Here is a 25,353-nt window from a genome sequence, read left to right on the forward strand (position 1 = left end):
AAGATTATCCGCCCATCTCATTAGATAATTCTGAGTTTTACCGCTCTTGCTTGTGCGTTTTGCGCAGATTTGCAAAATTTGCGTTCCCCCGCCTTTAAAAATAACAGCCCGCGAGCAGGCAGTGATAAAAATGATGAAGTGTATTGTCCCCGCGCTGGTGCTGCTATTAGCTGGCTGCAGCGCCTCTGCAGATATTCCCGCGCAGCAAGCGCAAAAAGCCAGACCCGGCCCCGAACATTCGCTGGATATGGAAAATTTGTGCAGACAAAACGCCGCTCGCCGTTACAACACCGGCGTACAGCAAATTGATGTCACTGGCTTTGAACAATTTCAGGGCAGCTATGAAATGCGGGGCATGACGCCGCGCCGGGAAGCCTTTGTCTGCACTTTTGACGCGGAAGGCCAATTTTTACACCTTTCGATGCGCTAAACCGCCAGATTCCCGCCCGACGGCGCGTGCTTTCCCCAATTTTCCTTAAACAAACCCGTTTCGTACTGTATATCTTGCAGCCAGCGGGTATACTGGGCGCTTCCTTTAAATCCACACGTATCCAGCACGAAAGAATATGCAAAAGTTTGATACCAGGACCTTTCAGGGTCTGATCCTGACCTTACAGGATTATTGGGCTCGTCAGGGCTGTACCATTGTTCAACCTCTGGACATGGAAGTGGGCGCCGGTACATCGCACCCAATGACCAGCCTGCGCGCGCTGGGGCCAGAACCGATGGCAACCGCGTATGTGCAACCTTCCCGCCGTCCGACCGATGGACGCTATGGCGAAAACCCGAACCGTTTACAGCACTATTACCAGTTCCAGGTGGTGATTAAACCGTCTCCGGATAACATTCAGGAGCTGTACCTCGGGTCACTGAAAGAGCTGGGTATGGATCCGACCATTCACGATATTCGTTTCGTGGAAGACAACTGGGAAAACCCGACGCTGGGTGCCTGGGGTCTGGGCTGGGAAGTGTGGCTGAACGGCATGGAAGTGACGCAGTTTACCTACTTCCAGCAAGTTGGCGGTCTGGAGTGTAAACCGGTTACCGGTGAAATCACCTACGGTCTGGAACGTCTGGCGATGTACATTCAGGGCGTGGACAGCGTTTACGACCTGGTCTGGAGCGACGGCCCGCTGGGTAAAACCACTTACGGCGACGTGTTCCATCAAAACGAAGTGGAGCAATCCACTTACAACTTCGAATACGCGGATGTCGACTTCCTGTTCACCTGCTTCGAGCAGTATGAAAAAGAAGCGCAGCAGCTGCTGGCGCTGGAAAACCCGCTGCCGCTGCCTGCCTACGAGCGCATTCTTAAGGCCGCCCATAGCTTCAACCTGCTGGATGCGCGTAAAGCCATCTCCGTGACGGAACGTCAGCGCTATATTCTGCGCATCCGCACGCTGACCAAAGCAGTGGCTGAAGCGTATTACGCTTCCCGTGAAGCCCTTGGTTTCCCGATGTGTAACAGAAATAAATAAGAGGCGGCCATGTCTGAGAAAACTTTCCTGGTGGAAATCGGCACCGAAGAGCTGCCACCAAAAGCCCTGCGCAGCCTGGCCGAGTCCTTCGCTGCCAACGTTACCGCTGAGCTGGATGCGGCGGGTGTCACCCACGGCGACGTGCAGTGGTTTGCCGCGCCGCGCCGTCTGGCGGTAAAAGTCGCGAAACTGGCGGCTTCCCAGCCGGATCGCGAAGTTGAAAAACGCGGCCCGGCAATTGCCCAGGCGTTTGACGCGGAAGGTAAGCCGAGCAAAGCGGCTGAAGGCTGGGCGCGTGGTTGCGGTATCACTGTCGATCAGGCCGAGCGTCTGACCACCGACAAAGGTGAATGGCTGCTCTATCGTGCGCATGTCAAAGGCGAAAGCGTGGAAACGCTGCTGCCGAACATGATTGCTAACTCGCTTGGTAAGCTGCCGATCCCGAAACTGATGCGCTGGGGCGCGTCGGATGTGACGTTTGTTCGTCCGGTTCACACCGTTACGCTGCTGCTGGGCGACACCGTTATTCCGGCAACCATTCTGGGTATTCAGTCCGATCGCGTGATTCGCGGCCACCGCTTTATGGGCGAGCCGGAGTTCACCATCGATAACGCCGATCAGTACCCGCAAATTCTGCTGGAGCGCGGCAAAGTGATCGCCGATTACGACGCGCGTAAAGCGAAAATCAAAGCGGATGCTGAAGAAGCGGCGCGTAAGATTGGCGGTAATGCCGATCTGAGCGACAGCCTGCTGGAAGAAGTGACCTCGCTGGTGGAATGGCCGGTGGTGCTGACCGCGAAGTTCGAAGAGAAATTCCTCGCCGTTCCGGCGGAAGCGCTGGTTTACACCATGAAAGGTGACCAGAAGTACTTCCCGGTGTATGGCAATGACGGCAAACTGCTGCCGAACTTTATCTTCGTCGCTAACATCGAATCGAAAGATCCGCAGCAGATTATCTCCGGTAACGAAAAAGTGGTGCGCCCGCGTCTGGCGGATGCCGAGTTCTTCTTCAATACCGACCGTAAAAAACGCCTCGAAGATCATCTGCCGCGTCTGCAAACTGTGCTGTTCCAGCAACAACTGGGTACGCTGCGCGACAAGACCGATCGTATTCAGGCGCTGGCGGGCTGGATTGCCGGGCAGATTGGCGCGGATGTGAATCACGCCACGCGCGCGGGCCTGCTTTCCAAATGCGATCTGATGACCAACATGGTGTTCGAATTCACCGACACCCAGGGCGTGATGGGCATGCACTATGCGCGTCACGACGGCGAAGCAGAAGATGTTGCTGTGGCGCTGAACGAGCAGTATCAGCCGCGTTTTGCCGGTGATGAACTGCCGTCGAACCCGATCGCCTGCGCGCTGGCGATTGCCGATAAGATGGACACCCTCGCGGGGATCTTCGGTATCGGCCAGCATCCGAAAGGCGATAAAGACCCGTTCGCACTGCGCCGCGCGGCGCTGGGCGTGCTGCGTATTATCGTTGAGAAGAACCTGGCGCTGGATCTGCAAACCCTGACCGAAGAAGCGGTGCGTCTGTACGGCGACAAGCTGACCAACGCGAAAGTGGTTGATGATGTGATCGACTTCATGCTGGGCCGTTTCCGTGCCTGGTATCAGGACGAAGGCTACAGCGTGGATACCATTCAGGCGGTGCTGGCGCGTCGTCCGACCAAACCGGCAGATTTCGATGCGCGTATGAAGGCGGTTTCCCACTTCCGTACGCTCGACGAAGCGGCGGCGCTGGCTGCAGCGAACAAGCGCGTTTCCAATATCCTGGCGAAATCCGATGAGACGCTGAACGATATCGTTCACGCCTCGGTGCTGAAAGAAGCGGCGGAAATTAAGCTGGCGGGTAACCTGGTAGTGCTGCGCGATAAGCTGCAGCCGTACTTTGCCGAAGGCCGTTATCAGGACGCATTAATCGAACTGGCGCAGCTGCGCGAGCCGGTGGATGAGTTCTTTGAGAACGTGATGGTGAATGCCGACGACAAAGACGTGCGTATCAACCGTCTGACATTGCTGTCTAAACTGCGTGAACTGTTCCTGCAGGTGGCGGATATCTCTCTGCTGCAGTAATCGTCATGGCAATAAAAAACCCGCTGCGGCGGGTTTTTTTATGTCTGGCGTCAGGGCTGTGGCGTGTTTTGTTCGCCGGGGTAAGGGTCGAACGTCGTAAACGTCGAATTGACGCGAACGTTGTTACGGCCTGCTCGCTTGGCTTCATACAGCGCATTGTCGGCGCTCTGGATAAGCTGCCCGTACTCGGTGTGGCTTTTCTGGCAAAGACTGGCGACGCCAATACTGACGCTGATGATACCGCCAGGGGAACTGGCGTGGGGCAAATCCAGCAACTGGACGCTGGTGCGGAGTGTCTCGGCGAGCTCAACGGCATCAGCACAGCGGGTTTCAGGCAACAGGGCGCAGAACTCCTCGCCGCCGTAACGGAACAGGACATCGGCAGGGTTTTTCAGCGCGCCGCGCATCGCGGTGGCGATTTGCTGTAAGCACTCGTCACCGCGCTGGTGACCATTGCAGTCGTTATAAAGTTTGAAATAATCCACATCAATCAGCAGCAGCGACAGCGGCTTGTTATTGCGCTTGCTGGCGCGCCATTCACGCTCAATGCAAAGATCGAAATAACGGCGGTTACCCACGCCGGTAAGCCCATCGGACAGCGATTGCGATAAAAGCTCATGCGCCTGTTCACGCAGTAAGGATTCGCGGCGCACGGCGGCGGTAACATCGACTATCTGAATCAGGCAATAACGTTCCGTCTCGCCTAACGGCACAATGGTGACCGCCTGGCTCAGGCGCGCGCCGGGGCGTGACGGTTCGGCGTAGAGCGGGAAGGGTGAACGGTGCAAAGATTGCGAAAGCAGGGCAGATAAATTGTGGCCAATAGCCTGACGAATCGCATCGCCGACACGGTGATACACCAGGTCGGGAAATACGCTAAAAAAATCCTCACCAACCGTGTCGCAGGCCGCACGCCCGGTGTGCGTTTCTAACCACGCGTTCCACAGGGCGATACGGTAGTGTGCATCAACAATGATCACACCGAGGCTTAAAGATGAAAAGGCATCAAACAGCAACGTATCTTTCATTTTCAATGCATTCCGTCTGGAACACTGCCGGTTTCTACGCGGCTGATATAAAGCCGGATCTGTTCACGTAAGTCACGCAGCGCGGACATATCAAGGATAAAGGCGAGATATCCCTGAATCTGCTGGCGCTCAAGCGCAAAATCGATGCGCAGCATCATCACCAGCGGGTCGTTGTCATCTTTATTCGGATTGAGGATCTGCTTGCTACTGCCCACACGAACGACGGGCAGCGAACCTTGCAGCTCTTTCTGGAACATATTGGCCAGCGTCCCGACGCAGGCGTTGAGCACAATATTGCCGATTTCGCTTATCGCTTCGCGTTCCATCTCGCCCAACTCATGCGCGGGGATCAGGTCGCCGACCATCATGCGCACAATTTCAAAACTGGCGGCTTCAGGAAACATCAAAATCGCTTCGGTGGCATACGCGCCCTGATAGTGCTGGCTAATACCGAATAACGAGATGCCCGCACCTAACTCTTCAGCGGCTTCAGAGCGCGGCGTAAAGCGGATCGTCGGCACCGACATACGCACTTCTTCATTGACGATATTGCTCATCGCGGCGGCGGCCTGGCCGACACCGATGTTGAAAATCTCCATCAGGCTGTCGGTTTCAATTTCGCTGATATCCGGCAATTCGCTCATGGATGTGCCTCCAGATCGTTCAACAACGCGTGGAGTTGCGGCTCTTTCAGCGGTTTTGGCAGGAAGCCAAGACCGAGCGTTTGCGCAGCGGTTTGTATGGAGTGCTGAACGTTGGCGGTGAGCAGAATGATATGCGTGCCTGGGTGCGTCTGGCGGATGCGCGAAGCGGTTTCCATGCCGCCAATACCCGGCATGTTTACATCCAGCAGGATCGCAAAAGGTGTGTGCGCCGATGCCAGTTCGATCGCCTCTTCGCCCGTTCCGGCTTCGTCGATTTTCCAGTCCTTGTGCAGGCTGAGCACATACTGGCGTGAAATCATGCGTGACAGGCGGCTGTCATCGACAATCAGGATATATTTCGACATCATTCATTCTCGTCTGGTGATTCATTGCCTGAAAAGGACAATGCACAGCGCCCGGGGTGGCTCTCTTCCCTGATGAATGCGGCTTAACGTCTCAACATCGTTATGTTTCACATAACGCGCTGTTTCGTATTTTCCTTTGTAAAATTCTCTTCCCGGTTTACACGCACGGCCTGCTGCTTTTGGTTAAGTCACCATATTCATCGGCAATAACATGCAAATGATTAGCCTCTTTATGACGAGATGGTGAAAATTTAGCCTTGAAGAGGGCAGATGATGCGGCTATTCTTTGCCGCGACGAACTTCTCGTCTCACCGGAGCGCTTTCTGAAAATGAACAAACACGACTGATGAACTCGGATCCTTGCTAAACGCGCAGGCGTCGGCAGGGGATGTATTGATTTCATTCAGGAGTGCTTATGGCTCATTGCGCCCAGATCCCCGCTTTTATTTTGCATCAGCTCACCTGTCAGTTCGCGACGGGCGAGACGCTTTTTGGCCCACTTACCCTCTCCCTTGAACCGTCACTGTGCGGCCTGGTGGGGCGCAATGGCGTGGGCAAAACACAATTACTCCGTCTGCTGGCCGGGCTAGCCACGCCTGCCGGCGGGCATATCGAACGCTTCGGCACGCATACGTATGTTGCACAGCAGCACGCGGTTTCCGCGCATACCACGCTTGCGGAACTGCTTGGTTACACAGACGTTTTCGCGGCCCGCGAGCGCGTCGAACAGGGCGCTTACCAGCCCGACGATCTCGACAAACTTGAAGGCTACTGGGATCTGCCGGAACGCCTGGCAGCGGCTTTTTCTGACGCCAGACTTCCCGCTTTTGACCCGAATAGACCTGCCATTACGCTGAGCGGTGGCGAGCGCGTGCGGGCACTGTTATGCAGTGCGTTTATCGCCAGGACAGATTATCTGCTGCTGGATGAACCGACCAACCACCTCGACAGGCAGGGGCGCGAGTGGTTTTACGCACAGCTGGCGCAGCGAAACGGTGGGGCGCTGGTGGCGACTCACGATCGCGAATTGCTGGCGCTGATGCCGCGCATTCTTGAGCTGACGCCCGCCGGGTTGCGCAGTTATGGCGGTAATTATGACGACTATCAGCGCCAGCGCGATGCGGAGCAGCAAGCCGCGCGGGCAATGCTTGAACACGCCGTCAACGAGCGTCGCCGTACCCGCAGCAGGATGCAAAAAGAGCATGATGCCAGTCAGCGGCGCTCGGCGCAGACGCTGCGAACGGTGGATTCGTTAAATATCGCCTCGTTTGAACGCGTAAAATACAAGAACGCGGCGAAAGAGCGCCCCGATAGCTGGCGCAAGCAGCACCGCGATCAGAATGACACGCTTAACACCGCCGTTAACCAGGCGCGCGAACGGGTGGAAGAGGAGATGCCGGTACTGTTTACGCTGCCTGGCAGCCATCTTCCTGAAGGTAAGCAGGTGCTGGTGATGGAGGATGTGCTGCTGCCGCACGTAGCGCTTCCTCCGCTTAACTGGCGAATGGATGGCCCGATGCGCGTAGCGGTGCGCGGGCCGAATGGTTGCGGTAAATCGACGCTGCTGAAAGTGATCCTCGGTGAGCTGGCTCCCCGCGCCGGACTGTGCCAGCGCGCGGTTACCTGCGCGTACCTCGATCAGCACTTATTGCAGCTCGATCTCTCGTTGTCGGTGCTGGCACATCTCGATGCTGGCGATACGCCGATGGAGGAGGGCCTGCTGCGCACCCGTCTGGCGCAACTGCAACTGGGGGCAGATAAAGTGGTGTTACCGATGGCGGCGCTGAGCGGCGGGGAGCGTTTAAAAGCGGCGCTGGCGTGCGTACTGTGGCGGCGTGATGCCACGCAGTTGCTGCTGCTGGATGAGCCGACGAACCACCTCGATCTGGCGTCAACGCAGGCGATTGAAGCGGCGCTGGCGACATTTCCTGGCGCGATGCTGGTGGTGTCTCATGATGCGTCATTTCTTCAGGGATTAAAGCTTACGCACAGTCTGGTATGGCGGGAAGAGGGCTGGTACTGCGAAGCGGAGTAAGGTGGACATTAACCCCCGGATTATCGGGGGTTCTACCATCACTATTTATTCAATTAACTGCTTACTGAGCGTTGGGTTCGCATGAATCAGACGCATCAGTTTCATCTCGGTGGCAGTGGGTTTTATACGTTGTGATTCCCATTCATGCACCATCGATACTGAGACTCCCATGGCACGAGCGAAGTCATCAATTTTAAGCCCGGTTCCACGTCGCAATTGTTCAAAGTCACTAAAGTAATTCTGCTTCTTGCTCAGGGTTACCGGCTGCGTTACGTCATTTTTAAAAACAATTTGTTCCAGGCTGCTCAACAGCTCAAATTCTGGATCTTTATATTCCATCGAGAACTCCTCGTAAAATCACACAGCGGGATCGTGATACAGCTCATTAAGAATAGTCGTGAAAATTCCTGGTGTGGTGGTTGCGCCAGTGATTATTTATGCGTCGAAACGTTTTGATGCTGTTGAAATGCACGTTTTGACTTTCCGTTACCGCTTAATTGCTTGATTACGCTCAGGCTGCTCTTATTCAGTATATTTTTGTAAACCTTCAGCAGAATTTTCGATTAAGAATAATCTGTACCGATTCGCGGAAAATTTCATGCCAGGTCGGTTTCGCGCGTTTAAGAATGCATTGAAGGGGTATCTTGCGAAGCAGACCTGGACTATTCTTGTAAGCCTTCAGGCACGCGTGTGCCGGTATGCGCTTTTATGGGTGAAAGGAGTAACAAAATGGCGACAGGAAAGTCCTGCTCTCGCTGGTTCGCGCCTCTTGCGGCGTTATTAATGGTAGTAAGCCTGAGTGGGTGTTTCGACAAAGAAGGCGATCAGCGCAAGGCGTTTATCGATTTCCTGCAAAATACGGCCATGCGCAGCAGCGAACGACTGCCCGCGCTGACGGCGGATCAGAAGAAACAGTTTGGCCCGTTTGTCTCTGATTATGCTGTGATTTATGGCTATTCCCAGCAGGTTAACCAGGCGATGGACTCCGGTCTGCGTCCGGTGGTGGACAGCGTTAATGCTATCCGCGTACCGCAGGATTATATGACGCAGCGTGAACCGCTTCGCCAGGCCAACGGTTCGCTGGGCGTGCTGAGCCAGCAACTGCAAAACGCAAAAATGCAGGCCGATGCGTCGCATGCCGCATTAAAGCAGGCTGATGATCTGAAACCGGTTTACGATCAGGTGTTTACCAAAGTGGTCACTAATCCGGCAAATGCTTTGCAACCGCTGATCCCGGCGGCGCAAGTATTTACCCAGCAACTGGTTCAGGTGGGTGATTTTATTGCTCAACAGGACACACAGGTGAGCTTTGTTGCCAACGGCATTCAGTTCCCGACGTCGCAGCAGGCCAGCCAGTATAACGCGCTGATTGCGCCGCTGGCCGCGCAGCATCAGGCGTTCAACCAGGCCTGGACAGCAGCCGTTACCGCCACGCAGCAGTAATCCGGCGCAGGCAAAAAAAAGAGGCGACAGGTTCGCCTCTTTTTTATTGCGCTTTGCGTTAGCGCGCCACTTGCGGGTTAACGCAGTTTTTCTCAACCTTACCGTTCAGCGCGTCGATCAGGTTATCTACCGCACACTCCGCCATGTTGTAGCGCGTTTCATGAGTTGCAGAACCGATGTGCGGCAGCGCCACGACATTGGGCAGCGACAGCAATGGCGAATCAACCGGCAGTGGCTCTTGCTCAAAGACATCCAGCCCGGCGGCGTGGATCTCGCCGTTTTTCAGCGCGTCGATCAGCACCGCTTCATCAACTACCGGGCCGCGCCCGGCATTAATAAAGATGGCCGATTTTTTCATCATCTCGAACTGCTTCTTGCCAATCAGATGATGCGTCTCGTCCGTCAGCGGCAGCACCAGGCAGACGAAATCGGACTCTTTCAGCAGCGTGTCTAAATCGCAATAGCGGGCCTGGAAACGCTCTTCCGCCTCGGTGTGGTGGCGACGCGCGTTGTAGAGGATCGGCATGCCGAAACCGAAGTGCGCGCGCTGTGCCAGCGCAAGCCCGATGCGCCCCATGCCAATAATACCCAGCGTTTTATGGTGCACATCAACACCAAACCAGTCTGGGCCAATGCCGGATGTCCATTCGCCCACTTTCACCCGCTCAGCCACTTCCACCACGCGGCGCGCGCTGCTCAGCACCAGCGCCATGATGGTATCGGCGACCGTTTCCGTCAGCACGGTCGGGGTGTGCATCAGCAGAATTTTGCGTGCGTTTAGCGCATCCACATCAAAGTTGTCATAGCCTACCGAGACCGTCGACGTGGCGCGTAGCTGCGGCATTTTCTCCAGCAGTTCGCTGTCCACTTTTTCGCTGGAACCCAGCAACCCTTGCGCGCTGGCGAAGGCTTCAGCGTGTTGCGCCACCGTTTCCGGTTTCAGGTTCGCCACGCGGGTCACGGTGAAATGCGTTTCCAGACGTTGCAGCAAATCATCGGGCAAGGCTTTGTACAGGATGATGGATGGCTTCATGCGGTTCTCCCTTGTGATGGTGCGCCTGCCGGAATCTGCTTATTGTTAGCAGGCTTAACAATTAAAGTAAGCCATACGGAGGCGAAAAGCGCCACCCCCATAAAAATGTACGATGCGGACGGGCTGCCGGTGGCGCCGTTGAGATAACCCACCACCCAGGAGCCGCAGAAGGAGCCCAGCGCGCCCATACTGTTGATGAGCGCCATCGCCCCACCGGCGACATTGCGCGGCAGCATTTCAGGAATAATGGCGAAGAAAGGCCCATAAGGGGCGTACATCGCCGCGCCAGCAACCACCAGCAGTGAATAAGAGACCCAGAAGTGGTTCGCGCCAACCGCCCACGAGCCGATAAAGGCAAACGCGCCAATCAGCAGCAGCGGCCAGACGAACAGTTTGCGGTTTTGCAGCTTGTCGGATGCCCACGAGGCGAGGATCATCGCCAGCGTCGCCGCCAGGTAAGGCACGGCGGAGAGCCAGCCGACTTCCACCATGCCCAGGTTTTCACCACCGCTGCGAATAATCGATGGCAGCCACAGGACAAAACCATAGACGCCAATACTCCAGGCGAAATATTGCAGGCACAGCAGTACCACATTGCGTGAGCGGAAGGCTTCGCTGTAGTTGCGCACCGCTTTAATGCCCTGTTGTTCTTTATCAAGCTGGGTTTGCAGTGCGGTTTTCTCACTGTTCGACAGCCAGTTCACCTGCGCGGGTTTATCTTTTACCAGCACCCACCAGCAGAACGCCCAAATCACCGCCGGAATACCTTCGATAATGAACATTTCGCGCCAGCCGAAGGACTGGATTAAATAACCGGACACCACCGACATCCACAACACGGTCACCGGATTACCGAGGATCAGGAACGTGTTCGCGCGTGAACGTTCGGACTTGGTGAACCAGTTGCTGATATAGATAAGCATCGCGGGCATCACGGCGGCTTCCACCACGCCGAGGATAAAGCGGATGGCGGCCAGCATCGGGATATTACTCACCATGCCGGTTAACGATGCACACCCGCCCCACAGGATCAGGCAGATAAAGATCAGCTTGCGCACGCTGCGGCGTTCGGCGTACACCGCACCCGGGATCTGGAAAAAGAAGTAGCCAAGAAAGAACAGCGCGCCTAACAGCGAGGAGACGCCTTTGGTGATGCCTAAATCGTCGTTAATCCCGGCAGCGGAAGCAAAGCTAAAGTTGGCGCGATCGAGATAGGCCAGGCTGTAGGTAATGAACACGATCGGCATGATATACAGCCAGCGTTTTGTTGAATTTGTAGCGTTCATAAGGTTGCCTCTGTGGTTGAGGTGGTAACCGCCTGTTTGTAGGGTACAGAGCGGTGAATCATGTTTTGGCGGCAGGGTGCGTTACAGCGCGCCCAGTTCCGCACGGGTTGGCAATCCTTCGCTGTCGCCCGGCACCTGGATAGCCAGCGCGCCAATGGCGTTACCGCGGCGTACCGCTTCGGGCAAGGTTTTGCCTTCCAGCAGGGCGCTTATTACACCCACGGCGAAGCCGTCCCCGGCACCGACCGTATCGACGACGTTCTCCACTTTTACTGGCGCAACGGCGCCCTGTTCTCCGCTGGCGGTTTTAAACCACGCGCCATCGGCACCGGTTTTGATCACCACCGCTTTGACGCCGCGTTGCAGATAGAAATCGGCGATCCCTTGCGGCGTGTTTTCGCCCGTCAGAATCATCCCCTCCTTCAACCCTGGCAGAACCCAGTCGGCCTGGAAGGCGAGGCGGTTGAGCTTTTCCACCATCTCAGCTTCGCTTTTCCACAGCACCGGTCGCAGATTAGGGTCAAATGAAATGGTTTTGCCCTGCGCTTTCATGCTTTGTGCAGCATGTTCCAGCAGTGCGTAAGAGGAGGCGGACAGCGCCGCCGCCACACCGCTGAGGTGTAAATGGCGGGCTTCGTTAAACAGCGCCGCGTGAAAATCGTCTGTCGAGAGGTGGCTGGCCGCCGAGCCTTTACGGAAATATTCCACGATGGGATCGGTTCCATTTTCGGCTTTAGATTTCAGTTGAAAGCCGGTGGCATAACGCCCGTCGAGCGTCACGCCAGCGGTACTGATATTTTCTTTACGCAGCGTATTGAGGATAAAGCGCCCGAAGCTGTCATCGCCGACGCGGCTTACCCAACAGACCTGCAAACCCAGGCGCGCCAGCCCGGTGGCGACATTCAGCTCCGCGCCTGCCGCCCGCTTGATAAACTGCCCGGCATCGGCCAGATCGCCGGTTTCGCTGGCGACAAACATCGCCATCGCTTCGCCAATCGTGATGACATCCAGCGGTTTATGCATGATGGGACTCCTCGCGTAACAAATTAACGTAATGACGGGTAACGGCGGTCAGATCCTCGCCCTCAAGCGGGAATTCGATACCGCGCGGCGCATCGGCCGGTAAGTTATTCAGCAGCGCCAGCCAGCGGGCATCGGCAGTGTCCGGCGGTACGGCGCGGAAACTGTCGCCATGGGTCACAGCGGCTTTGACATGGATATAACTGACCGCAGGCGCAAGCTGGCGTGCGGCGTTTTCAGGTGTTTCACCAACCCACAGCCAGTTACCGGTATCGAAGGTTAAACTCACCGGCAGCGCCAACGTATGACAGGCGGCTTTAAAGCGCAGCATCGGCGCGAGCTTGCCGCAGGCGGTCTGGTCGTTTTCCACCACCAGCGGCACCGGGCTGGTCGCCAGCCAGTCGCGCAGCGTTTCCAGCGTAGCGTGATGGCGAAAGTGGCCGAGCGAGACTTTTAACCACTGGGCTTTCAGCGTCTGCGCTTCTGCCAGCAGGGCCGGTAAGCGCGGGTTCAGTGCGCCATCCGCTTCGAACAGCGCTTCCGGCGCGGAATAACAGACTTGCAGGTTGTGCAGGTCGATGGCGAAGGCCAGCGAGGCCAGATGGGTTAACGCCTCTTCGCTTAACAGCTCGCGGCGAATCTCAACGCCGTCGGCTCCGGCTTCGGCAATAATCGGCAGCAGGGCAATTTGCCCGCCCAGCGCCTCGATGTGCGTGTGGCCGTAAGCGGCGGTGACGACGATAATTTTTCTCTGCATTGTCCGACTCCCGGGCGACTTTCTCGCTTTCGTATGTCTTTAACGCTAGATGGAACCGGTTCCAAAGAAAAGTGCACTGTGCCGGAATTATGATCGTCATCACGAAGGTTATTTAACGCGCTGTAGAACCGCGCACGATCAGTTCGCCGGAAAAAACGTGCTCGCGAACCGTGTCGCTGTGGCCTTCAATGCGCCGCACGACTTGCTCGACGGCGGCAAAGCCAATTTGCCAGGTTGGTTGTTTGAGGGTGGTAATGCCAACGCCTGCCAGCTCCGCCCACTCCAGCTCATCGAAACCGAGCAGACCAATGTCGCTGCCCCAGTTCAGACCGATACGTTTTAGTGAACGCGCCACTTGCAGGGTGAGCGCGCCGTTGGCGGAGATAACAGCTTTGCGCATTCCCCGGTGGCTGGCATGGAACTGGCGCAGGGTATTATCGAGCTGCGCGGCTTCATGCAGCACAATTTCGGCGTTTTCCGCCACCATGCCGGGGTAACGGGCAAGCGTTGCGCGAAACGCGGCCAGCCGTTCGCGGCGGGTATTCACCGAGCCCAGCGGTTCACTCAGGAACAACAGCGCTTCGAAGCCCTGTTCAATCAGGTGCTCGGTGGCGGTGGTGGCAGCCTGGGTGTTGTCCAGCCCAACCACATCGCAGGCGAAATCGGGGATTTTGCGGTCAATCAGCACCATCGGCAGCGAGGATTGTTGCAGCCGGTTTAGCCCCTCTTCACGCATCCCTACAGCGTTAACCACAATGCCCTCCACCTGGTAACTGCGCAGCAGGTCGAGGTAATGCAGCTCCTGATCGACTTCATTGTTGGTGTTACACATCAACGGTGTGAACCCTTTTTCGCGACAGGCAGCTTCAATGCCGCTCAGCACATGCACCGAATAGGGGTTGGTGATGTCAGCAATGATCAGGCCAATCAGGCGGGTACGACCGCGCTTTAACCCGCGCGCCATCAGGCTTGGGCGGTAGTCGAGATCGGCAACCGCCTGCTCAATACGTGCCAGCAGCGCGGCGGAAAGCAGATGTTTTTCACCATTCAGGTAGCGTGAAATACTGGTTTTTCCCGTTTTTGCCGCTTTCGCGACATCGCTGATTGTTGGCCGCGCCGTTTTCGCCATGGTTGCTTCCCTCACCGTGAATGGTTGCCCACACCTTAGCGCGAAATAGCGCGCAATCAAGCACTAAGCGAGGCTTATCACCCGCAGTGTGAGCGTAATGACGTTTAATTCTTTGCTATCGCGCTGCTGCTGTGGATGATAGAGCGCAAAACAAAATCGACACCACCTGCAACCTATCCAGGAGCACGCGTTGGCAAACTCTGCAATCAAAACTGTTCTCACGGCTGCCCACTGGGGGCCGATGCTGGTCGACACCGATGGCGAAAAGGTGCTCGCTTCGCGCGGCGCGCTGCCGACGCGTCACCCCAACTCACTGCAAACTGTTGTGCGGGATCAGGTCCACAGCCCAACGCGCGTGCGCTACCCGATGGTGCGTAAAGGGTTTCTCGCTTCACCTTCCAGCCCGCAGGGTGTGCGCGGCCAGGATGAGTTTGTGCGCGTTAGCTGGGATGAAGCGCTGACGCTGATTCATCAGCAGCACCAGCGCATCCGTAAAACTTACGGTCCCTCGTCGATTTTCGCCGGTTCTTATGGCTGGCGCTCCAACGGCGTGCTGCACAAAGCGGCGACCTTGTTACAACGCTATATGAGTCTTGCCGGAGGGTATACCGGGCATCTGGGCGATTACTCTACTGGTGCGGCGCAGGCGATCATGCCGCATGTCGTCGGCGGCAACGAAGTGTATCAGCAGCAAACCAGTTGGCCGCTTATCCTCGAACACAGCGAAGTGGTGGTGCTGTGGAGCGCGAACCCGCTTAACACGCTGAAAATAGCCTGGAACGCTACCGACGAGCAGGGCATTCCCTATTTCGATGCGCTGCGCAAAAGCGGTAAGCGGGTGATCTGCATCGATCCGATGCGTTCGGAAACCGTTGATTTCTTTGGCGACAGCATGGAGTGGATTGCGCCACACATGGGAACCGATGTCGCGCTGATGCTCGGTATTGCGCATACGCTGGTGGAAAATGGCTGGCAGGATGCGGATTTCCTCTCCCGCTACACTGTCGGTTATGACACGTTCGCTACCTACCTGACCGGCGAGCGTGACGGCGTGGCAAAAACCGCCGAGTGGGCCGCAGAGATTTGTGGCGTTACTGCCGACAAAATTCGCGAACTGGCGGCACTTTTCCACGAAAACACCACCATGCTGATGTCCGGCTGGGGAATGCAGCGCCAGCAGTTCGGCGAGCAAAAACACTGGATGCTGGTGACGCTGGCGGCGATGCTGGGGCAAATCGGTACGCCCGGTGGCGGTTTTGGTCTCTCTTACCATTTCGCCAATGGCGGCAACCCAACGCGCCGCGCGGCGGTGCTGGCCTCAATGCAGGGCACGGTGAAAGATGGCATTGACGCGGTGGATAAAATCCCCGTTGCGCGCATTGTCGAAGCGCTGGAAACCCCCGGCGCGCCGTATCAGCACAACGGTATGGATCGCCACTTCCCGGATATTCGCTTTGTCTGGTGGGCGGGCGGTGCGAACTTTACCCATCACCAGGATACCAACCGGCTGATTCGCGCCTGGCAAAAACCGGAGCTGGTGGTAATTTCTGAATGCTTCTGGACGGCGGCGGCGAAACACGCGGATATCGTGTTGCCGGCGACCACCTCGTTTGAACGTAACGATCTGACGATGACCGGTGATTACAGCAACCAGCATCTGGTGCCGATGAAGCAGGTCGTCGCGCCGCAATATGAAGCACGCGATGACTGGGAGGTGTTTGCCGAGCTGAGCGAACGCTGGGAAGCGGGCGGCCGCGAGCGTTTTACCGAAGGCAAAAACGACCTGCAATGGCTGGAGACGTTCTACAACATTGCTGCCGAGCGCGGTGCCAGCCAGCAGGTGACGCTGCCGCCGTTCGCCGAGTTCTGGCAGGCGAACCAGCTTATTGAAATGCCGGAGAGCGAGCAGAATGCGCGCTTCGTTCGCTTTGCGGATTTTCGCCGCGATCCGCAAGCCAACCCGTTGAAAACGCCGAGCGGAAAAATCGAAATTTTCTCCGAGCGGATTAACAGCTTCGGTTATGCCGATTGCCCGCCGCATCCAATGTGGCTGGAGCCGGATGAATGGCACGGTAACGCACAACCGCAGCAATTACAGGTGCTTTCCGCGCATCCGGCGCATCGCCTGCACAGCCAGCTTAACTATTCCCGCCTGCGGGAAATGTATGCTGTTGCTGGTCGCGAGCCTGTTACGCTGCATCCTGCGGATGCGAAAGCGCGCGGGATTGTTGCGGGGGATGTGGTACGCGTGTGGAACCAACGTGGGCAGGTACTGGCGGGCGCGGTGGTAACCGATGGGATTAAACCTGGCGTGATTTGCATTCACGAAGGTGCGTGGCCGGATCTTGACCCTGCGGCGGGCGGCATCTGTAAAAACGGCGCGGTGAATGTGCTCACCAAAGATCTGCCCAGCTCACGGCTGGGCAATGGCTGCGCCGGGAATACGGCGCTGGCGTGGGTAGAGAAATATCAGGGGCCGGCGCTTACGCTGACGGCGTTTAATCCGCCTGCCAGTTCATGATCCACGTCGGGTGGCGGGTTTCCTCCTGCCAGGCGCTATCTTCGATACGAAAGCCCTGGGCATGATAGAAATTCACTGCCCGCTCGTTTTTCTGATACACCTCGAGGCTTAGCCAGTTAAAGCGCTGTTTGGCGTGATCCATCAGCGCTTTGCCAATGCCACGGCCAATCGCGGCGGGGCGCACAAACAGCGCCCCGATAAACTGCGCGTCCATCACACTGATAAAGCCTTGTAACTCGCCGTTCTCTTCCCAGACCCAGGTTTTTGCCACCGGCAAATAGGCATCGCGCACCAGCGCTTCGCTGTCCTGCCAGTAGCGCACATCAATAAACGGATGGGCAAAGCTTGTGCTCTCCATCCACAGCGCGAGCAACGGCGACAGATCCTTGCTACGCCACGCGCGGATCATGCTTTCCTCCGGGATGACAGAAACAGCCGGTAATATGGTCGTTGACCAGCCCACACGCCTGCATAAATGAGTAACAAATGGTGGTGCCGACAAATTTGAAGCCGCGTTTTTTCAGCGCTTTTGATAACGCATCTGACGCCGGAGTGGAGGTGGGGATTTCCGCCAGCGTGGCGGCCTGGGTGAGTTGCGGGGTGTTATCAACAAAACCCCAGACAAATTCCGAAAATGGCTCGCCGTTTTGCGCCATCGCCAGATAGGCGCGGGCGTTGCCGATGATTGCTTCAATCTTGCCGCGATGACGAATAATGCCGGCGTCTTGCAGCAACATTTCTACCTCTTCGGCGGTCATTGCGGCGACGCTTTCAGGCTCAAATTGATGGAAAGCTTTGCGGTAGTTTTCCCTTTTTTTCAAAACGGTAATCCACGATAACCCCGCTTGTTGCCCCTCGAGGCAGATCATCTCGAACAGCTTTTTACCGTCCTTTTGCGCCACACCCCACTCGGTATCATGGTAGGCGAGATAAAGCGGATCCTGAGTAACCCAACCACAACGCTGCATATCCTTACTCCGTCTGTGATATGTAAAATAAACCTCTGCCTGTCTTGACGCACACCCCAGAAAGACAATATTTATTAAAGGGTCTTGACCCTAACAAACAACGATAACAATTACGCCGAATTCGGCTCTTCTCTGGAGTCGCAACTTGATGAAAATAAACCGCAGTGGCCTTTCGCTGGTGCTGCTGCCTGCTTGTCTGCTTTTTTGCCAGACGGCAGCGGCCTGGCAACAAGAATACAGTGGCAGCGACAAACTGAATGTGACCGCCGAACGCTACACCTGGGATAGCGATCGGCAGCCGCGTTATAACGACATTCTTGAAGAGCGCATCCGCTCGACGCAAAACTTGCCCGGCGTGGCGTTTAATCTGCCCGATGAAACCCCGCTGGATTCCATCAGCACCATGAGCATTGGCCTGAATATTCCGCTGGCGAGCAGCGTGACCACCGGCCCGGTTGCGGTGTGGCATTACGATGGCTCAATGACCTCAATGTATAACGAATTTGGCGACAGCGCGACCACCATGCAGTACAGCGATCCGCTGTGGCACGCCAGCGTAAGCTCGCTTGGCTGGCGCGTGGATAGCCGCTTTGGCGATCTTCGCCCGTGGGCGCAAATCAGTTTCAACCAGCAATTTGGCGAAAATGTCTGGAAGAGCCAGTCTGGTCTTTACCGCTTAACCGCCGCCAACCAATACGGCAACTGGATGGATGTCACACTCGGCGCGGACATGCTGCTGAATCCACATCTGGCGGCTTACGCGGCAATGTCGCAGTCGGAAAATGCCACCTTTGGGCAAAATTATCTCTACAGTATGGGCGTAAGCGCGCGGTTCTGATTGCTATTTAAAACAAACTTTTTACACTTAAGAAACAATCACCGCGCGTTTTATCACGATAGTATGTACTAACTCACATTCAGGTTTCGGCGCGTGAAGTGATGCCCGTGCCATTCATTCCCGCTTACGTGCATTTCATTCCTTCTGACGCGCATTTCATGCCTTTTTTAGCCAGGCGTGAAATGCGCTTCGTTATTGTTGTCGGCAGTGAATTCCTTCTCTTTTTTTGCAGGACAACTGCCATGAATACACCATCTGCTCATCACACTCGCTGGCTGACACTGGTCGGCACCATTATTACGCAGTTTGCCTTAGGGTCCGTTTATACCTGGAGTCTGTTTAATAGCTCGCTTTCGGAAAAACTGGGCGAGCCGGTAAGCCAAGTGGCTTTCTCGTTTGGTCTGCTGAGCCTTGGCCTGGCGCTCTCTTCTTCTGTCGCCGGGAAATTACAGGAACGTTTTGGCGTAAAACGCGTCACTATCGCTTCCGGCCTGCTGCTGGGGTTGGGTTTCTTCCTTACCGCGCACTCCAGCAACCTGCTGATGCTGTGGCTGAGCGCCGGTGTGTTGGTCGGTGTGGCGGATGGCGCAGGTTACTTGCTGACGCTTTCCAACTGCGTGAAGTGGTTCCCGGAGCGCAAAGGGCTGATCTCCGCCTTCTCCATCGGTTCTTACGGCCTTGGCAGCCTGGGTTTTAAATTTATCGACAGCCAGCTGTTAGCCAGCGTCGGCCTGGAAAGCACATTTATGATCTGGGGCGCGATTGTACTGGTGATGATCGTTTTTGGCGCGATGCTGATGACCGATGCGCCGCTGCAAAAAGTCTCCACTGCAAACGGCGTAGTAGAAAACGACTTCACGCTGGCGCAATCCATGCGTAAACCGCAGTACTGGATGCTGGCGGTGATGTTCCTGACCTCCTGCATGAGCGGCCTGTATGTGATTGGTGTGGCGAAAGATATCGCGCAGGGCATGGTGCATTTAGACTCGCTGACAGCAGCAAGTGCGGTGACCGTTATTGCCATCGCTAACCTCAGTGGACGTCTGGTGCTGGGCGTGCTGTCTGACAAAATTTCCCGCATCCGTGTGATTACGCTGGGCCAGGTGATTTCTCTGGTCGGTATGGCGGCGCTGCTGTTCGCACCGCTGAACGCCATGACCTTTTTCGCCGCTATCGCCTGCGTAGCGTTTAACTTTGGCGGTAATCTCACCGTGTTCCCGTCGCTGGTGAGCGAGTTCTTCGGCCTGAACAATCTGGCGAAAAACTACGGTGTGATTTATCTGGGCTTCGGTATCGGCAGTATCTGCGGGTCGATTATTGCTTCGCTGTTTGGCGGCTTCTATGTCACCTTCTGCGTCATCTTCGCCCTGCTGATTGTTTCTCTGGCACTCTCTACCACTATTCGCCAGCCGCAACGCCGCGTTTACAAAGAAGCGCACGCCTGAAGGTAAAACAGTGCAGAAACCGCCGCAATGTCGGCGGTTTTTCTGTATCTGCCGCACACTCCCGCCAGAGCGACTATCCTTATTGGTCAGGTTCTACCTACTAAAGGAGTCTCAAATGTCTTTAGAAAAAGTGGTTTATCGTGCGAAAGCGAAAGCAACCGGGGGCCGCGATGGTCGTGCAACCTCCTCTGATGGCGTGCTGGATGTGAAGCTGGGCGTGCCGAAAGAGATGGGCGGCGCGGGCGGTGAAGTGACCAACCCGGAGCAGCTTTTTGCCGCAGGTTACTCCGCCTGTTTCCTGGGGGCGCTGAAACATGTTGCGTCGGTAGAGAAGAAGAAAGTGCCGCAGGAAGCTTATATTGAAGGACAGGTAGGCATTGGCCCATTGCCGACCGGTTTTGGTATTGAAGCGCAGCTGGATATTCACCTGCCGGGCATGGATCACCAGGAAGCGGAAGCGCTGGTACAGAAAGCACACATCGTTTGTCCGTATTCGAATGCGACCCGGGGCAATATTGATGTGAAGCTGAACGTGATCACCTCCTGATAGCCCATTTCTGTTACGGTTTTCTGACCCCGGCCATATTTTTTTGTAAAGATATGGCCGGTTAGCACGTCCTCATGACACTTTTCCGCGCCGCTATGGTCTACTTAGCGCGCTTTTGAAGTTTCCAGGAAAACTTCCTTCGCGTTTTATCACCCTGCGGACGTTAGCGAATAACGCTCGCCAGGTGCTTTTTTCTTTCTTCAGAGTTGCTTGCATGACTTATATCAAAGCGATGACGCAGCAGAAGCTCAGCTTCCTGCTGGCGATATATATCGGTCTGTTTATGAATTGCGCTGTGTTCTACCGTCGCTTTGATGGTTATGCACAAGCGTTCACCGTTTTGAAAGGGATCTCGGCGGTTGTTGAACTCATTGGTACGGTGCTGGTCACCTTCTTTCTGCTACGCCTTTTGTCGCTGCTGGGTCGCCGGGTCTGGCGTGTGCTGGCCTCGCTGGTGGTTATTTTCTCCGCTGCCGCCAGCTATTACATGACGTTTCTTAACGTGGTGATCGGTTACGGCATTATCGCCTCGGTGATGACCACGGATATTGATCTCTCCAAAGAGGTGGTGGGCTGGCAGCTCATCGCATGGGTGGTGCTGGTCAGCGCACTGCCGTTGCTTTCCATCTGGAGTAACCGCTGTCGCGACACGTTGCTGCGCCAGTTGAGCACACCGGGCGCGCGCATTCGCAGCGTGAGCATCGTGCTGCTGGCTGGTTTAATGGTCTGGGGACCGATTCGTCTGCTCGACTTGCAGCAGAAAAACGCGGAGCGGACGTCCGGTGTCGATATGCCAAGCTATGGCGGCGTGGTGGCAAACTCTTATCTGCCATCGAACTGGCTTTCAGCGCTGGGCTTGTATGCCTGGGCCCAGGTAGATGAATCTTCCGACTACAAATCGCTGATCAACCCGGCGAAAAAATTTACTTATGTCGCGCCGAAAGATATCGACGACACCATGGTGGTGTTTATCATCGGCGAGACCACGCGCTGGGATCATATGGGGATGCTGGGCTACTCCCGCGATACCACGCCGAAACTGGCGCAGGAGAAAAACCTGGTGGCGTTCCGTGGTTACTCCTGTGATACCGCGACCAAACTCTCCCTGCGCTGTATGTTTGTGCGTGAGGGCGGGGCGGATGATAACCCGCAGCGCACGCTGAAAGAGCAAAACGTCTTCGCGGTACTGAAACAGCTCGGTTTTTCCAGCGATTTATACGCTATGCAGAGCGAGATGTGGTTCTACAGCAACACCATGGCCGACAACATTGCGTACCGCGAGCAGATTGGCGCCGAGCCGCGCAACCGTGGCAAAAACGTCGATGATATGCTGCTGATTAATGAACTGCAGGCCTCGCTGGATAAAGGTACTCGCGGTAAACGATTGATTATTATGCATACCAAAGGCTCGCACTTTAACTATACGCAGCGCTATCCGCGCAATTTTGCGAAATGGACGCCAGAGTGTGTGAGCGTGGATGATAAGTGCAGTAAGGAAGAGCTGATTAACTCCTTCGATAATTCGGTGACATATGTTGATCACTTTATCGATACGGTGATTGATAAGGTGCGCGATCGCAAAGCGATTGTGTTCTATGCCGCCGATCATGGTGAGTCAATCAATGAGAAAGAGCATCTGCACGGCACACCGCGCAAAATGGCACCGCCGGAGCAATTCCGCGTGCCGATGATGGTCTGGATGTCGGACAAATATTTGCAGGACCCGCAGAAGGCGCAGATGTTCGCGCAGCTCAAGCAGCAGGCGGCATTTAAAACGCCGCGCCGCCATGTTGAGCTGTACGACACCATCATGGGATGCCTGGGTTATACCTCGCCGAACGGCGGGATTAATGAGAACAACAACTGGTGCCATTTGCCGTCGCAGACGGCGAAATAAGCCGCTTGCTGGCTTTATCACCAGTCAGTTAGCTTTTTTACACGAAGGGATTGACGGGGCATGTCGGCGGCAGTAAGATGCGCCCCGCATTCGGTGATTGGCGCAGCCTGGTAGCGCACTTCGTTCGGGACGAAGGGGTCGGAGGTTCGAATCCTCTATCACCGACCAAATTCAGAAAAACCCAACCGTAAGGTTGGGTTTTTTGCTTTCTGCACCCGAAAGAGGATGAGAACCTGCGGGGGCAGAGGTTCGACCCGGGCGTAGCGAGAGAACGTTGCTTCAGCAACGGCCCGCAGGGTGAGCCACGCAGTGGCGAGTCATCCTCTATCACCGACCAAATTCAGAAAAACCCAACCACAAGGTTGGGTTTTTTGCTTTCTGCACCTGAAAGAGGATGAGAGCCTGCGGGGGCAGAGGTTCGACCCGGGCGTAGCGAGAGAACGTTGCTTCAGCAATGGCCCGCAGGATGAGCCACGCAGTGGCGAGTCATCAGAGATGATGTGTCTGCCTAACGCCTGATGAACGAAACTCCTCCTCCTGTGCCAACGTGTGGTTTCGCCACGGCGATGTATAAGCCTGCTTAACGCAGTAATACCTGGCAGAATGCAAAGCGGCAAATTTGCCGAAATCTCCCTTATCCCCATTTCCCGCTGCCAGTTCACTATTTTGTGCGATATTCCATTGTATTTTTTTATATATGTTTGAATCTTTTTTCGCGTTGCTTATGGATAGAGGCAGCATTTTCACCTGTGCGTTTTAACGTTCGCGGCATTAATCGCTCAGATATTCAGCATTTCGCAAGAATTTTTTCATTATCTGCATGAATGTTAATCACTGATTACGGAGAATTAATAAGCGCATTATTCTGGCATCTTGCCGCTAGCACAAATTTCCCTGCTGAAAACAGGCGTCTGAAGTTTTTTTTAACTTTGTTTACCGATTCTCACCGTCGTTGTAAATCCCGGTTACCTGTATTGACGTTTTGACATTCTGTTGACAGATTGTAGGGCGTGAGGGGCATTTCAAGGAGAATCTGCACTGCAACTCAGTCAACCTTGTGAAAGGAATCCCCATCTCTCATAACGCCTTCGGGCACAACCGACCAGACCGGGTAAAAATCTAATAAAGGGCTGTCGGATATACCCACTGCATGGGTAACAACACATATCACATTGGAGCAGAATCAATGAGTATTTCCTTGAAGAAGTCAGGGATGCTGAAGCTCGGTCTTAGCCTGGTGGCAATGACCGTCGCGGCTAGCGTGCAGGCTAAAACCCTGGTTTATTGTTCTGAAGGCTCGCCTGAAGGCTTTAACCCACAGCTTTTCACCTCTGGTACCACTTACGATGCCAGCTCCGTGCCAATCTATAACCGCCTGGTAGAATTCAAAACTGGCACCACGGAAGTGATTCCGGGTCTGGCTGAGAAGTGGGATATCAGCGCCGATGGCAAAACCTACACTTTCCACCTGCGTAAAGGCGTGAAGTGGCAGGACAACAAAGATTTCAAACCGACGCGTGAATTCAACGCCGATGATGTCGTCTTCTCCTTCGATCGTCAGAAAAACGATCAGAACCCGTACCACAAAGTTTCTGGCGGCAGCTACGAATACTTTGAAGGCATGGGTCTGCCGGACCTGATTAGCGAAGTGAAGAAAGTTGACGACAACACCGTTCAGTTCGTGCTGACTCGCCCGGAATCACCGTTCCTGGCTGACCTGGCGATGGACTTCGCGTCCATTCTGTCCAAAGAGTATGCAGACAACATGCTGAAAGCGGGCACCCCGGAGAAAGTTGACCTGGATCCGATCGGTACTGGTCCGTTCCAGCTGCTGCAATACCAAAAAGACTCCCGCATTCTGTACAAAGCGTTTGAAGGTTTCTGGGGCACCAAGCCGAAAATCGATCGCCTGGTCTTCTCCATTACGCCTGACGCGTCAGTACGTTATGCCAAACTGCAGAAAAACGAGTGCCAGGTTATGCCGTACCCGAACCCGGCTGACATCGCACGTATGAAGCAGGACAAAAACATTAACCTGATGGAACAGGCTGGCCTGAACGTCGGTTATATGTCCTTCAACACCGAGAAGAAACCGTTTGATGACGTGAAAGTGCGTCAGGCGCTGACTTACGCGGTGAACAAAGAAGCGATCATCAAAGCGGTTTACCAGGGCGCGGGTGTTGCGGCGAAAAACCTGATCCCGCCGACCATGTGGGGCTATAACGACGACGTTAAAGACTACACCTACGATCCTGAGAAGGCGAAACAGCTGCTGAAAGAAGCCGGCCAGGATAAAGGCTTTACCGTTGAGCTGTGGGCAATGCCGGTACAGCGTCCGTACAACCCGAACGCTCGCCGTATGGCCGAGATGATTCAGGCTGACTGGGCGAAAGTGGGCGTACAAGCCAAAATCGTTACCTATGAGTGGGGTGAATACCTGAAGCGCGCGAAAGCGGGCGAACACCAGGCGGTAATGATGGGCTGGACCGGCGATAACGGGGATCCGGATAACTTCTTCGCGACCCTGTTCAGCTGCGCAGCGGCTAAAGACGGTTCCAACTACTCTCGCTGGTGCTACAAGCCGTTTGAAGATCTGATTCAACCGGCGCGCGCCACCGACGACCACAACAAGCGTGTTGAACTGTACAAACAGGCTCAGGTTGTGATGCATGACCAGGCTCCGGCGCTGATCGTCGCTCACTCCACCGTTTACGAGCCAGTGCGTAAAGAAGTCAAAGGCTATGTGGTTGATCCGTTAGGTAAACACCACTTCGAAAACGTGTCTGTTGAATAATAAGCACGGTGCCTTTTCCCTCTCCCCTCTGGGGAGGGGGAATTTA

The 25,353-nt window shown here is 55.4% G+C and carries 22 protein-coding genes, 1 tRNA gene and 2 other RNA genes; 14 read left to right on the top strand and 11 right to left on the bottom strand.

Annotated features, from left to right (window positions below; all coding sequences use genetic code 11):
* Window positions 1-130: 130 nt before the first annotated feature.
* The 3 genes from O3S68_RS17490 (at window position 131) to glyS (ending at window position 3,557) form a co-directional block, all read left to right on the top strand.
* Window positions 131-430, top strand: a complete 300-nt coding sequence (locus O3S68_RS17490) for a YsaB family lipoprotein (RefSeq protein ID WP_020455705.1) — start codon at window positions 131-133, stop codon at window positions 428-430.
* A 136-nt stretch (window positions 431-566) separates the two neighbouring features.
* Window positions 567-1,478 (top strand): glycine--tRNA ligase subunit alpha, encoded by a 912-nt coding sequence (glyQ, locus tag O3S68_RS17495; RefSeq protein WP_020455704.1) that lies wholly within the window; start codon window positions 567-569, stop codon window positions 1,476-1,478.
* A 9-nt stretch (window positions 1,479-1,487) separates the two neighbouring features.
* The gene (gene glyS / locus O3S68_RS17500; RefSeq protein WP_020455703.1) at window positions 1,488-3,557 is read left to right on the top strand and encodes a glycine--tRNA ligase subunit beta; all 2,070 of its coding nucleotides are present in this window, start codon (window positions 1,488-1,490) and stop codon (window positions 3,555-3,557) included.
* A gap of 50 nt (window positions 3,558-3,607) precedes the next feature.
* Here the strand turns inward: glyS and O3S68_RS17505 are convergent, their stop codons facing one another.
* From O3S68_RS17505 to O3S68_RS17515, 3 genes are read right to left on the bottom strand one after another with little or no spacing between them, the layout of a single operon-like run.
* On the bottom strand, window positions 3,608-4,585 hold the full coding sequence (locus O3S68_RS17505) for a GGDEF domain-containing protein (RefSeq protein ID WP_045507571.1): 978 nt from the start codon (window positions 4,583-4,585) through the stop codon (window positions 3,608-3,610).
* 2 nt (window positions 4,586-4,587) lie between these two features.
* A complete protein-coding gene (locus tag O3S68_RS17510) occupies window positions 4,588-5,229 on the bottom strand; it encodes a chemotaxis protein CheC (protein WP_045507574.1) in 642 nt (213 codons plus the stop codon).
* Entirely contained in the window at window positions 5,226-5,597 is a 372-nt protein-coding gene (locus O3S68_RS17515; protein ID WP_020455700.1) for a response regulator, read from the bottom strand. Before O3S68_RS17515 ends, O3S68_RS17510 begins: the two co-directional genes overlap by 4 nt.
* Window positions 5,598-6,009: 412 nt before the next feature.
* Here O3S68_RS17515 and O3S68_RS17520 point away from each other — a divergent pair, with 412 nt between their 5' ends.
* A complete protein-coding gene (locus tag O3S68_RS17520) occupies window positions 6,010-7,629 on the top strand; it encodes an ATP-binding cassette domain-containing protein (protein WP_269232087.1) in 1,620 nt (539 codons plus the stop codon).
* A 45-nt stretch (window positions 7,630-7,674) separates the two neighbouring features.
* Here O3S68_RS17520 and O3S68_RS17525 read toward each other — a convergent pair whose 3' ends face one another.
* Window positions 7,675-7,968, bottom strand: a complete 294-nt coding sequence (locus O3S68_RS17525) for an HTH-type transcriptional regulator (protein ID WP_020455698.1) — start codon at window positions 7,966-7,968, stop codon at window positions 7,675-7,677.
* Window positions 7,969-8,358: 390 nt separating this feature from the next.
* Here O3S68_RS17525 and O3S68_RS17530 point away from each other — a divergent pair, with 390 nt between their 5' ends.
* Window positions 8,359-9,072, top strand: coding sequence for a DUF3053 domain-containing protein (locus O3S68_RS17530; RefSeq protein WP_020455697.1), 714 nt, complete (start codon window positions 8,359-8,361; stop codon window positions 9,070-9,072).
* Between the two features lie 58 nt (window positions 9,073-9,130).
* Here O3S68_RS17530 and ghrB read toward each other — a convergent pair whose 3' ends face one another.
* The 5 genes from ghrB to O3S68_RS17555 form a co-directional block, all read right to left on the bottom strand.
* Complete coding sequence (ghrB, locus tag O3S68_RS17535; RefSeq protein ID WP_269232088.1) at window positions 9,131-10,105, bottom strand: glyoxylate/hydroxypyruvate reductase GhrB; 975 nt, start codon at window positions 10,103-10,105, stop codon at window positions 9,131-9,133.
* Window positions 10,102-11,391, bottom strand: coding sequence for an MFS transporter (locus O3S68_RS17540; protein ID WP_020455695.1), 1,290 nt, complete (start codon window positions 11,389-11,391; stop codon window positions 10,102-10,104). The genes ghrB and O3S68_RS17540 overlap by 4 nt, the downstream gene beginning before the upstream one ends.
* An 81-nt stretch (window positions 11,392-11,472) precedes the next feature.
* Window positions 11,473-12,414, bottom strand: coding sequence for a sugar kinase (locus O3S68_RS17545; RefSeq protein ID WP_020455694.1), 942 nt, complete (start codon window positions 12,412-12,414; stop codon window positions 11,473-11,475).
* A complete protein-coding gene (locus tag O3S68_RS17550; RefSeq protein WP_045507583.1) occupies window positions 12,407-13,168 on the bottom strand; it encodes a sugar phosphate isomerase/epimerase family protein in 762 nt (253 codons plus the stop codon). Before O3S68_RS17550 ends, O3S68_RS17545 begins: the two co-directional genes overlap by 8 nt.
* 112 nt (window positions 13,169-13,280) lie before the next feature.
* Window positions 13,281-14,297, bottom strand: coding sequence for a LacI family DNA-binding transcriptional regulator (locus O3S68_RS17555; RefSeq protein WP_045507585.1), 1,017 nt, complete (start codon window positions 14,295-14,297; stop codon window positions 13,281-13,283).
* Window positions 14,298-14,487: 190 nt separating this feature from the next.
* On the opposite strand from O3S68_RS17555, the gene O3S68_RS17560 reads away from it, so the two are divergent.
* Window positions 14,488-16,818: a molybdopterin guanine dinucleotide-containing S/N-oxide reductase gene (locus O3S68_RS17560; RefSeq protein WP_269232089.1), complete on the top strand. Its 2,331-nt coding sequence runs from the start codon at window positions 14,488-14,490 to the stop codon at window positions 16,816-16,818.
* On the opposite strand, the gene O3S68_RS17565 is transcribed toward O3S68_RS17560, so the two are convergent.
* Together O3S68_RS17565 and tag are read right to left on the bottom strand one after the other, a co-directional pair.
* A complete protein-coding gene (locus O3S68_RS17565; protein ID WP_269232090.1) occupies window positions 16,796-17,227 on the bottom strand; it encodes an N-acetyltransferase in 432 nt (143 codons plus the stop codon). The two genes, O3S68_RS17560 and O3S68_RS17565, sit on opposite strands and share 23 nt — an antisense overlap.
* Complete coding sequence (tag, locus tag O3S68_RS17570; protein WP_269232091.1) at window positions 17,208-17,786, bottom strand: DNA-3-methyladenine glycosylase I; 579 nt, start codon at window positions 17,784-17,786, stop codon at window positions 17,208-17,210. Before tag ends, O3S68_RS17565 begins: the two co-directional genes overlap by 20 nt.
* Window positions 17,787-17,934: 148 nt before the next feature.
* Between tag and O3S68_RS17575 the strand changes: the two genes are divergently transcribed.
* From O3S68_RS17575 to dppA, 8 genes are all read left to right on the top strand, one after another.
* A complete protein-coding gene (locus O3S68_RS17575; RefSeq protein ID WP_020455688.1) occupies window positions 17,935-18,624 on the top strand; it encodes an autotransporter domain-containing protein in 690 nt (229 codons plus the stop codon).
* A 242-nt stretch (window positions 18,625-18,866) separates the two neighbouring features.
* Complete coding sequence (locus tag O3S68_RS17580; RefSeq protein WP_269232092.1) at window positions 18,867-20,069, top strand: L-lactate MFS transporter; 1,203 nt, start codon at window positions 18,867-18,869, stop codon at window positions 20,067-20,069.
* A gap of 115 nt (window positions 20,070-20,184) precedes the next feature.
* On the top strand, window positions 20,185-20,616 hold the full coding sequence (locus O3S68_RS17585) for an organic hydroperoxide resistance protein (protein ID WP_017458241.1): 432 nt from the start codon (window positions 20,185-20,187) through the stop codon (window positions 20,614-20,616).
* 214 nt (window positions 20,617-20,830) lie between these two features.
* Window positions 20,831-22,513, top strand: coding sequence for a kdo(2)-lipid A phosphoethanolamine 7''-transferase (eptB, locus tag O3S68_RS17590; RefSeq protein ID WP_160268404.1), 1,683 nt, complete (start codon window positions 20,831-20,833; stop codon window positions 22,511-22,513).
* A 91-nt stretch (window positions 22,514-22,604) separates the two neighbouring features.
* A tRNA-Pro gene (locus tag O3S68_RS17595) sits at window positions 22,605-22,681 on the top strand.
* A 36-nt stretch (window positions 22,682-22,717) separates the two neighbouring features.
* A non-coding RNA gene (locus O3S68_RS17600) (RtT sRNA) lies at window positions 22,718-22,850 on the top strand.
* 56 nt (window positions 22,851-22,906) lie between these two features.
* Window positions 22,907-23,004, top strand: a non-coding RNA gene (locus O3S68_RS17605) — RtT sRNA.
* Between the two features lie 695 nt (window positions 23,005-23,699).
* Window positions 23,700-25,307: a dipeptide ABC transporter periplasmic-binding protein DppA gene (gene dppA / locus O3S68_RS17610; RefSeq protein ID WP_044489521.1), complete on the top strand. Its 1,608-nt coding sequence runs from the start codon at window positions 23,700-23,702 to the stop codon at window positions 25,305-25,307.
* The last annotated feature ends 46 nt before the right edge of the window (window positions 25,308-25,353 follow it).

It is taken from the genome of Kosakonia sp. SOY2 (assembly GCF_027109175.1).
Lineage (GTDB): Bacteria > Pseudomonadota > Gammaproteobacteria > Enterobacterales > Enterobacteriaceae > Kosakonia.